Source organism: Polaromonas sp. P1_G1 (genome assembly GCF_056405595.1).
In genome coordinates this window covers 19,143-28,737 of sequence record NZ_JBFUBU010000054.1, presented here as the reverse complement: position 1 = coordinate 28,737, position 9,595 = coordinate 19,143, and the positions used below count along the sequence as shown (strand labels likewise).

The 9,595-nt window shown below is 65.6% G+C and carries 9 protein-coding genes; 4 read left to right on the top strand and 5 right to left on the bottom strand.

Annotation, left to right across the window (positions count from 1 at the left end; all coding sequences use genetic code 11):
• Nucleotides 1-1,112 (bottom strand): HAMP domain-containing protein (locus tag AC1D1Y_RS22445; protein WP_477684289.1); only part of this gene is annotated, 1,112 nt, incomplete at its 3' end.
• 267 nt (nucleotides 1,113-1,379) lie between these two features.
• Between AC1D1Y_RS22445 and AC1D1Y_RS22440 the strand changes: the two genes are divergently transcribed.
• The gene (locus AC1D1Y_RS22440; protein WP_477684288.1) at nucleotides 1,380-2,135 is read left to right on the top strand and encodes a hypothetical protein; all 756 of its coding nucleotides are present in this window, start codon (nucleotides 1,380-1,382) and stop codon (nucleotides 2,133-2,135) included.
• A 114-nt stretch (nucleotides 2,136-2,249) separates the two neighbouring features.
• Nucleotides 2,250-3,173, top strand: coding sequence for a hypothetical protein (locus AC1D1Y_RS22435; RefSeq protein ID WP_477684287.1), 924 nt, complete (start codon nucleotides 2,250-2,252; stop codon nucleotides 3,171-3,173).
• A gap of 6 nt (nucleotides 3,174-3,179) precedes the next feature.
• Here the strand turns inward: AC1D1Y_RS22435 and AC1D1Y_RS22430 are convergent, their stop codons facing one another.
• From AC1D1Y_RS22430 to AC1D1Y_RS22420, 3 genes are read right to left on the bottom strand one after another with little or no spacing between them, the layout of a single operon-like run.
• A complete protein-coding gene (locus AC1D1Y_RS22430) occupies nucleotides 3,180-3,374 on the bottom strand; it encodes a hypothetical protein (RefSeq protein WP_477677549.1) in 195 nt (64 codons plus the stop codon).
• A 55-nt stretch (nucleotides 3,375-3,429) separates the two neighbouring features.
• Complete coding sequence (locus AC1D1Y_RS22425) at nucleotides 3,430-3,756, bottom strand: hypothetical protein (RefSeq protein ID WP_477684286.1); 327 nt, start codon at nucleotides 3,754-3,756, stop codon at nucleotides 3,430-3,432.
• A gap of 32 nt (nucleotides 3,757-3,788) precedes the next feature.
• On the bottom strand, nucleotides 3,789-4,214 hold the full coding sequence (locus tag AC1D1Y_RS22420; RefSeq protein ID WP_477684285.1) for a response regulator: 426 nt from the start codon (nucleotides 4,212-4,214) through the stop codon (nucleotides 3,789-3,791).
• 260 nt (nucleotides 4,215-4,474) lie between these two features.
• On the opposite strand from AC1D1Y_RS22420, the gene AC1D1Y_RS22415 reads away from it, so the two are divergent.
• Both AC1D1Y_RS22415 and AC1D1Y_RS22410 read left to right on the top strand, forming a co-directional pair.
• On the top strand, nucleotides 4,475-4,777 hold the full coding sequence (locus AC1D1Y_RS22415; RefSeq protein WP_477684284.1) for a hypothetical protein: 303 nt from the start codon (nucleotides 4,475-4,477) through the stop codon (nucleotides 4,775-4,777).
• 99 nt (nucleotides 4,778-4,876) lie between these two features.
• The gene (locus AC1D1Y_RS22410; RefSeq protein ID WP_477684283.1) at nucleotides 4,877-7,051 is read left to right on the top strand and encodes a catalase; all 2,175 of its coding nucleotides are present in this window, start codon (nucleotides 4,877-4,879) and stop codon (nucleotides 7,049-7,051) included.
• A gap of 20 nt (nucleotides 7,052-7,071) precedes the next feature.
• On the opposite strand, the gene AC1D1Y_RS22405 is transcribed toward AC1D1Y_RS22410, so the two are convergent.
• A complete protein-coding gene (locus AC1D1Y_RS22405) occupies nucleotides 7,072-9,588 on the bottom strand; it encodes a penicillin acylase family protein (RefSeq protein ID WP_477684282.1) in 2,517 nt (838 codons plus the stop codon).
• Nucleotides 9,589-9,595 lie beyond the last annotated feature (7 nt).

Genomic DNA, 9,595 nt, shown 5'->3' with positions numbered 1-9,595 from the left:
GCCACGCCCTGCACGTCGGCCTGGCCGCCCAGCTTGCCTTCGGTGCCCACCTCGCGCGCCACCCGTGTCACTTCAGAGGCGAAGGACCGCAACTGGTCCACCATGGTGTTGATGGTGTTCTTGAGTTCGAGAATCTCGCCTTTCACGTCCACCGTGATCTTCTTGGACAGGTCACCGGCGGCCACAGCCGTCGTCACCTCGGCGATGTTGCGCACCTGCGCCGTGAGGTTGGACCCCATGGAGTTGACCGAGTCGGTCAGGTCCTTCCAGGTACCCGCCACGCCTTGCACATCGGCCTGGCCGCCCAGCTTGCCTTCAGTGCCCACCTCGCGCGCCACCCGCGTCACCTCGGCCGAGAAGGTGCCGAGCTGCTCGACCATCTTGTTGATGATCATCGCGGTGCGCAGAAACTCGCCTTCCAGCGCCCTGCCCTCGGCCTCCAGCGCCATGCTCTTGGACAGGTCGCCCTGGGCCACGGCGCCGATCACGCGGGCCACTTCGCTGGTCGGGTGGACCAGGTCGGCGATCAGCGAGTTGATGGACTCCGCAGAGTCGCGCCAGAAACCCGTGGCGTCAGGCACAAAGGCCCGTTCCTTGAGCCGGCCTTGCTTGCCGACCACGCGGCTCAGGCGTTCAAGCTCGCGCGCCATGCGCACGTTTTCAGAGACCACGTCGTTGAAGGCATCGGCGACCTTGCCGGGCACGCCGGTCCAGTCTTGCGGCAGGCTGGCGCGCGCGTCGCCTTTCTTCAGGTCGGTCAATGCGGTCAGCACCACCTTGGTCTGCTCCGTCACCGTGTCGGCTTCGTCGAGTACGGTGTTGATGGCCATCGCGTTCTGCAGCCAGAAGCCCGAGAGTTTTTCCTCGGGCAGGCGCCGGCTGGCGCGTGTTGACAGGCGGGACTTGGATGCCAGGCCTTTGCAGCGGCTGGTGGTCGCCGTCGTCATGGCCGACAGCTGGTTGAATTCGGCGGCGATCTTTCCATAGATGCCATCCCACTCCGTCGGGAGTGTGACGCCGGATTCACCGCGCCTGAGCGCGCTCAAAGATTTGAGAATGGACTTCAATTCGGTGTCGCGCTCGATCACCGAAAGCTTGGCTAGAGCCTCCATATCATTCATCCTGTATTGGCGGTAACTTTTTGTAGAAACGGGTGCCGAGATTACTCGCGAAGATTCAGAATGACAACCAGATATCGCACTATTTACTTAACGGCGAAAACAATCTGCGGCGCGCCCGTCACAGCCTCACAACTGTAGGCTTTGGCTTACATAAATTCTTTTTTGACCGCTGTATATTTTGTGGTTACGCCTTGAAAATATCGCAGCGAGATGTGTTCGTTGCGCGGCGTGGGCCCTGCAGATTTGGCTGCAGTTTTCGTGAACCTTTTCATTGGCACCAGCACCATGAGCGCTCAGTCCAGCAGCACGGCAGAACAGGCAAGCGGATTGCAACGATGCGAGGCGGAAGCGGCGCATTACGCGCTCCTGCGGCGGCTGGCCCCGGTGATACGCCACAACATGGCGGGAACCCTGCAGCCCATCGCCATGGTGGCGGCGATGCTGGAGCGGCGCCTGCAAAAAGCCGACCCTGACCCGGAAGCGCTGCTCAGGAACGCGCGCGACATCGTGGCGCTGTCCAAAGAGGCGGCCGCCTCCTGCGCGGACTTGATGAGCTGGCTCGCGCCCAAGGACAACCGGCCGGTCAGGGCCGATGCGGGCATCGCGGAATGCGTGGGCATGGTGGTGACACAACTCTCGTTCAGGGGTTTCTCGGTGGTCGACAGCAGCGGCAGCATCGCCGCGCAACTTCCCCAATCGGCGCTGCGCAATGTGCTGACCGCCTCGCTCATAGGCCTGACCGATGCGGCTACCGTTCCCGGCAAGCTGCTCATCAGCGCCGGGTTCGCCGACGATGTCCTTTCGATACACATCGAACTGAAAGTGCCTGAGGTCCCCGAGCCCGTGCGCGCCGTGGACAAACCCCCTTACCGCCTGCTGGAGTGGCACGATGTGCAGGCCCTGGCCCTGCAGGAATCCGCCCGCCTGACACGCGGGGAAAACCGGCTCACGCTGCAGTTCGAGGCCTCCGCCGCGAACGATCCGGAAGCGCTGGCGGAGATCGCGCAAGCCTGAGCGGCCCGCCGCCCTCTCCGTTTATTTCCCCTTCGCTTCATGCTTGCGGCGATTGCATGTAGGACGAGGGAGCATCCGCGAAGAAGGCCTTGTTTGCGCTGGCAAACTGGAACCATGAATCCTTTTCGACGACGTCTTGGGCGCCTTGCGCTGCTGTGCGGCCTGGTGATTTGCGCCATCCCTTTCGCCACTTTCCCGGCTGCCGCGCAGGCGCAGCAGGTGCCAGCCGCGAGCGCGGAATCCGGCGCACCGGCCCTGCTCGAAAAACACGCGGCGCTGGCCGGGCAGCTTGCGCAGAATGCCTATCGCAGGCCGCTGTACCTGGACTCCATCGAAGGCGCCAATGCCGTGACCGGCAACGCCTATGCGGTGCTGAATTCGCCTTTTTCCACGGTCAGCGCCGCCTTCAAAAGCCCCAGGCGCTGGTGCGAGATGCTGATATTGCACATCAACACCAAGTACTGCCACGCCAGCACGGATGAAAGCCCCAGCCAGCTGAACATGCACGTCGGCAAAAAAACCGAGCAGCCACTGGAAGATGCGTTTGCGCTCAAGTTCGGCTACCGGCTGGCCGCCAGTTCGTCCGACTACCTGGCCGCGCAGCTGAACGCGGACAAGGGCCCGCTGGGCACCCACAATTACCGCATCGAGCTGCAGGCGGTGCCGCTTCCGGACGGCAAGACCTTTATGCACCTGCGTTATTCCTACGGCTACGGCGTCGCCAGCCGCCTGGCCATGCAGGGCTACCTGGCCACAGCCGGCAGCGGCAAGGTGGGCTTCACCCAGGTGCGGCGCGGCTCCACCAACGCCTATGTGGACGGCATGCGCGGCACCGTGGAGCGCAACACCATGCGCTATTACCTGGCCATTGAAGCCTACCTGGCCTCACTCGACAAGCCGCCGGCGCAGCAACTCGAGGCGCGGCTGCAGCACTGGTTCGACGCGACCGAGCAATACGCGCGCCAGCTCCATGAGCTGGACAAGGAAAGCTACCTGGTCATGAAACGCGCCGAATACCAGCGCCAGCAGGCGTCCTGACTTCCTCTAGGTGGCTTGCGGCGGCACGTTGATGCCGGGTTCCCGGATGGGGAGCGTCGGTTCCGGCGGCGGGGGATCGGTGATCTCGGGCGGTGTGCCGGGCTCAGGGGGAATGATCAGCGGCGGAACCTCGTTCGGCACGTGAATACCCGGTGTTCCGGGCGGAGGCTGGGGAACGGGAACGTGAAGATGCAGGGGCATAAAATTTTCCTTGGATTTCCGTGACTTTCCTTGAGTCGGGGGCCCCGCCCCGGCCTCATTTCAGCCGGAACGAGCGCAAGGGCTGGAGCCGGCCGCGCAGCCGCGAGCGAAGGACCAGCATGGCCAGTGCGCCCGCCGCGGCGGCCAGCAAGGCTGACTGGCAAGGCCGGGCCGCGACATGGGCACCGACGGCCTGGGTGAATGAAGACCTGGCGCGGCCGCCGTTGCGGGCAAAGGTGGGAGCCTGGCCGGACGGCGGCCGCGGCATCGCGGCGCCGTTGCCCTGCCCTTCCACCAGCACCGCCTCTTCCGCCGTCTGGAAAACGCCGTCGTCAAGCCGCCGCGGTCTGGTATCGAGAGGCTGAGCGGTGGGCGTGCTCATGGTCCGGTCCTGGTGGATGCGGTGTTTTCGGCTTACGCGGACTGCAGCGTGGAGGCCCTGGAGTCGTCGTTMGCCGCGGGGTCCAGCTTGCGGCTCTGCGTCAGGCAATAGGCCAGCAGGCAATCAATTTCCGTGGACTTGTCAAAGACCGCGTCCACGCCCAGTTCGGCGCAGCGCATGCGCATCTCGCGCGTGGCGTAGTTGCTGAACACCACGATCTTCTGGGCGGGTTTTCGGTCGCGGCAGGCCTCGAGGATCCTGAGGCCGCTGCCCTGTTTGAGGAACAGGTCGACGATGGCCAGGTCCCACTGGGCGGCGTGGTGCGTCAGCCATTCGGCGCCCTCGTCTTCGGTCTCGCAGGTGCCGACGGCTTCAACCGGGGCCAGTTCTTCCAGCGTGCTGAGCAGGTTGTCGCGGATGGTGGGATTGTCCTCAACGAGGTAGGTTCGCATTTTCATGATGTGTGCCAATCCGCAACAGCGGCAAATATGGATGGAATGTTCATCAATTTACGCGGCAGGTTCACGCCTTGATGCCGGAAGGTTGAGCGTGCCCATGTAGGAGAAAGGCCAACGGGCGCGCAAAAGCCCGAGCGAACGCCGGTGTTCGCGGGCGGTAAGCGTCGTCTTACGCAAGGAGCAGAAAGGCCTTACACCGCCCACCGGCATCGGGCTACCACCCCGGCAGCCGGGCGCCCCTATCGTCCATGCAGCACCTGATGACGATTCACCCACCACAGGAAACCACCACCATGAAGCTGATGGCCGGACTTTTGACAGGCATGGCCGCGGGGCTGCTGACCGCCTGGCGAATCCATGCCAATCCCCGCGATATCGACCTGCTCCACGCCTTCCTGACGGTGCTGGTCTGCGCGGCGGGCCTGTTCCTGGTGTCCATGGCCTTGCCGGACAGCATCGCGGAAGTCCTGCAGGAGTTCATGGCCTGGTGCCTGGCCGGCACGGTCGCCGCGCTCGGCCTGCTGGCCTCGGTGAAGGTCCTGGAAGGCCTGCTCGACAACTGATCGCCACGCGGGAGCGCTTCCCGGTGTTTCGCCCTTACGTCCTGTAACCGCCCGTGGCCCCAAGCCCCAGGCGGAGTTTTTTTATAACAAGGATTTTTCATGCCGCCCTCCAAGCGCAGCACTTCCCCCCCTCACCGGAACACGGACGGCGCCAAAGACAAGAAGACCCAGCTCGAGAGCTTCACCACGGGCATCGCCCCGGTGCTGACGACCAACCAGGGCCTGCAGTTTCCCGACAACCACAACTCGCTGAAAGCGGGCGTGCGCGGCCCGACCCTGCTGGAGGATTTCATCCTCCGCGAAAAAATCACCCACTTCGACCACGAGCGCATTCCCGAGCGCGCGGTGCACGCCCGCGGCGCGGGCGCGCACGGCTATTTCAAGCCCTACAAGTCCATGGTGCAGTACACCAGCGCGGGCTTTTTGCAGGATCCGGATGTGGAGACGCCGGTCTTCGTGCGTTTTTCCACCGTGGCGGGCTCCAGGGGCTCGGCCGATACCGTGCGCGACGTGCGCGGTTTCGCGGTGAAGTTCTACACCGCCGAAGGCAACTACGACCTGGTCGGCAACAACATCCCGGTCTTCTTCATCCAGGATGCCATCAAGTTTCCCGACCTGATCCATGCGGTCAAGCCGGAACCGCACAACGAAATGCCACAGGCGGCCAGCGCCCACGACACCTTCTGGGATTTCGCCTCGCTGATGCCCGAATCCACGCACATGCTGATGTGGGCCATGTCGGACCGCGCCGTGCCGCGCAGCTTTCGCATGATGGAGGGCTTCGGCGTCCATGCCTTTCGCTTCATCAATGCGCGCGGCGAATCCTTTTTTGTGAAGTTCCACTGGAAACCCAAGCTGGGCGTGCACGGGCTGGTCTGGGACGAGGCGCAGAAAATCGCCGGCAAGGACCCGGATTTCCACAGGCGCGACCTGTGGGAGGCGATTGAAAGCGGCAACTTCCCGGAGTGGGAACTCGGCGTGCAGATCGTCGACGAGGGCAAGGAAAGCGAGCTGGGCTTCGACATCCTTGACCCGACCAAGCTGATCCCCGAAGCACAGGTGCCGGTGCAGCTCATCGGCAAGATGGTGCTCAACCGCAACCCGGACAACTTCTTCGCGGAGACCGAGCAGGTCGCCTTCCACCCCGGCCACCTGGTGCCCGGCATCGACTTTTCCAACGACCCGTTGCTGCAGGGCCGGCTGTTCTCGTACACCGACACCCAGCTGTCGCGCCTGGGCGGCGCCAACTTCCATGAGATCCCGATCAACCGGGCCGTCTGCCCCATGCACAACTTCCAGCGCGACGGCATGCACCGCCAGGCCATCGCCAAGGGCCGGGTCGCCTACGAACCGAACACGCTGGGCAGCGGCGCCGAGTACCGGGTAGACGGCGGCGCGCAGGGATTCCAGTCCTACCCCGAGCAGCTGGAGCCGCCGAAAATCCGCCGCCGCAGCCCCTCTTTTGACGACCATTTTTCGCAGGCCGCGCTGTTCTGGAACAGCCAGAGCGCGCCGGAAAAAGACCACATCGTGGCGGCCTTCCGCTTTGAGCTGTCCAAGGTGGAGGTGCCCGACATTCGCCAGCGCATGGTGGACAACCTGGCCCATGTGGACCTGAAGCTGGCCGCGCGCGTGGCGGCCCCGCTGGGCATCAAGCCGCCCGACGCCAAGGCCGCGGCCGGCAGGCTGGGCTTTCGCGATCACCGCATCGTGGTGAAGGTGGAAGAAGACCCGGCCCTGCGCATGGTGGGCCGCCCGGGCGGCAGCGCCAAAACGCGCAAGGTGGCCATCCTGGTGGCCGACGGGGTGGAGGCCGCCGCGCTCAAGCGCCTGCAGCAGGACCTGCTTGACGCCGGCGCCCAGTGCAAGCTTGTGGCGCCGCAGCTGGGCACGGTCAGCACCTCATCGGGCCGGCAGCTCGCGGTGGACCACACCTTCAGCAACATGCCCTCGGTGATGTTTGACGCCGTGCTGATTCCGGGCGGAAGCGAAAGCGTTGCCACCCTGGGCGCCATGGGCGAGGCGGTGCACTTCGTGCTGGAGGCTTACAAGCATTGCAAGACGATTTGCGCCGTGAACGACGGCGCGCAGTTGCTGGCCACCCTGGGCTTCAGCCTGGGCAGGGACCCGGAGGCGGTCAGCGTGCCCACGCCCGGTGTCATCATCGCCGACGCGCGCAAGGTGATGGACGGCCAGGTGTCGCATGATTTCCTGGCGGCGATTGCGCTGCACCGCCACTGGGACCGGCTCAACGTGGATGCCATCCCGGCCTGACGCGACTTTTACGCGCGCCTTCAGGGACGCAGTGTGAGCTGGTGCGCGAAGGCCGGCGGGTTCATCTGCAAAGGCCGGTATTGCACGGCGGCCCAGCTATCCCGCATGTCGCGGTAGCGTCCGGAAAACACCAGGCCGCTCTGCCCTGTCTGGTAGATGAAGCGCGAGTTTTCGGGGTCACCCATGTCGTAGATAGCGCGTAGGGACGCGGCCTGCCGGTTGGCAAAGGGCGTGGCGTCGCCCGTGGCCCAGTACTGGCCGACGTTGACGGTGAAGGTGTCGCCGCCGGTGGGCACGCGCACGTCAAACCACGGCGCCAGCCAGGCCACGTTGCCGAAGGGCTTGTGCGCCGACAACGCCGGATGCGCCCTGCCCCAGGTCCAGCCGCCTACATCGGCGCCGTACGCCGCCTGCAAGCGATCGAGCGCGCGCAGCAGCGCCGCCGCCGATTGCGCCTCGCAGCCGGCCGCACCGCACCAATTGCCGTCCTGGCGCTGCAGCACGTCTTCCAGCGTGCTCCTGAAATGGCGTTTGCCATAAAGCGGCCTGAACGTCGCCTCACCGAGCTTGCCGCCCACGATGCCGCGCGTGAGTTCGTCGGCCCAGGCGGCGAACACCAGGGGCGCGGCCTGGTCGGCGCGCATGACGCCGTCAAAGCCGGCCATGGCCTTGCGCGCGGCATCGGCCAAAGGATGGTTCACCGGCTGCGCCAATGTTTTTTGCAGGAAAGGCAGCAACTTCACGGTGGCCGGTGACAGCTGGTCGGCCTGTATTTTTTGCATGGATGCCACGTCGTGCCTGGGCGTGGCAGCCAGCAACTGCTCTATGCGGTCGTGGCGGTAGGGCACGGTCCAGTCCTGGCCGATGAAGAAAGGATAAGCCGGCGGCGTGATGCGCTGGTTGGCCGTGGCCCACCAGCCCCTGGCCTCGATGGCGGCGCGGCCGGCCTCGGGCGTTTGCGCGTAAGGCAGCCAGCCGGCCCAGTCGTAGCGCGCATCCCATCCCGGCGAAGGGGCGATGCCGCGAATGTCGTTGTCGGGTTTGCGCAGCGGCACCTTGCCGGCAGCCTTGAAGGCCACGCCGCCCGAGACGTCGGCCGTGACGACGTTTTGCATGGGCGAGTGGTAAGCCGCGAAGGCGTCCACCAGTTCCTGGGCCGACTGGGCGCGGTTGGCCCGCAGCCCGGCCAGCACCGTCTGGTTGTCGGCGTCGAGCGCGCTCCAGCGCAGCGCGAGCACGTATTTGCGGGTGTCGAGCAGTTCGGCATGCGATTTCTGCACGTCGCTGAGCACCGGGCCGTGGCGGCTTTCGCGCACGTCCAGCAACACGTCGGGCTGGCCCTTGACCTTGATGGTTTCGCGGCGGGTCTCGAAGTCGGCCCAGGCCTCCGCCTTGGAAGCACCGGCGGACGGGATGCGGTACTGGCGCGGGTTAGCCGGGTTGACCTGCTCGAGGTACAGGTCCTGCACATCGGGCGCGGTATTGGTAAAGCCCCAGGCCATTTTCCGGGTGCGGCCCATGACCACAAACGGCAGGCCGGGCAAGGTCGCGCCTATGACGTCCAGCCCGGTGTCATTGCCGCCGGCGGGCGCCTGCAGGCGCGCGAAATACCAGACGGCCGGGGCCGACAGGCCCAGGTGCGGGTCGTTGGCCAGCAGGGGCTTGCCGCTCGCGCTGTGCGCACCGGCCACCACCCAGTTGTTGGAACCCTTGCCGTCCACCTCGCCCAGCGCCCCGGCCCAGCCGTTGATGCCTTGGGCCATGGCGACCGTTGCGGGGGCCGGRCGGCTGCTTGAAACTTTTGGGGTGGCGGGAAGGTCGGTGCGGTACACGCCGAGATCGGCATAGAGCTTGCTGAAATCCGCCCTGGAGGCCGGCTGCTCGCCGGGGTATGGCGGAAACAGCTGCCAGAGTTCGGGGGTCTTGAGCACGCGGGCGGCGGACAGGCGGGCGAATTCGGTACCCCAGTTGCCGCTCAAATCCAGCGCCATCATCAGCGACCAGGCCAGGCTGTCGGTCGGCGACCAGGCCACGCCCAAGGCGCCGCCGGGCTTGACGCCCAGGATGTGGAACTCGGGGGACAAGGCCTGCGATGAACCGGCGTAAAAAGCGTTGATGCCTTCGCTGTAGGCCTGCATGGCCTCTCGCCCCTCGGCGGGCAGGCCCTGCCATTGGCGCTCGGCCGCGCGCACCACGCCCAGCGTGCGCAGCAGCTTGTCGGTGTCCAGCGTGGCCGGGCCGAACACTTCGGAGAGCTCGCCGTGCATCACGCGCCGGTTGAATTCCAGCTGCCAGCCGCGCTCCTGGGCATGCACATAACCGAGGGCGAACCAGGCGTCGCGCGGCGACTGGGCCTTGATGTGGGTGACGTCGGCCGCATCGCGCGCCACGCTCACGCGGGCCCGCAGGCCGGCAGCCTGCAACTCGCCGTCCAGCGCGGGTGTCGCGCGGTAAATATAGATGCCGGCCACCGCCGCGGCGAGCAGAAGCAGCGCAGCCAGGGCGGCTAGAACGCGTTTGAACCAGACCAAGATCATGTTCCCA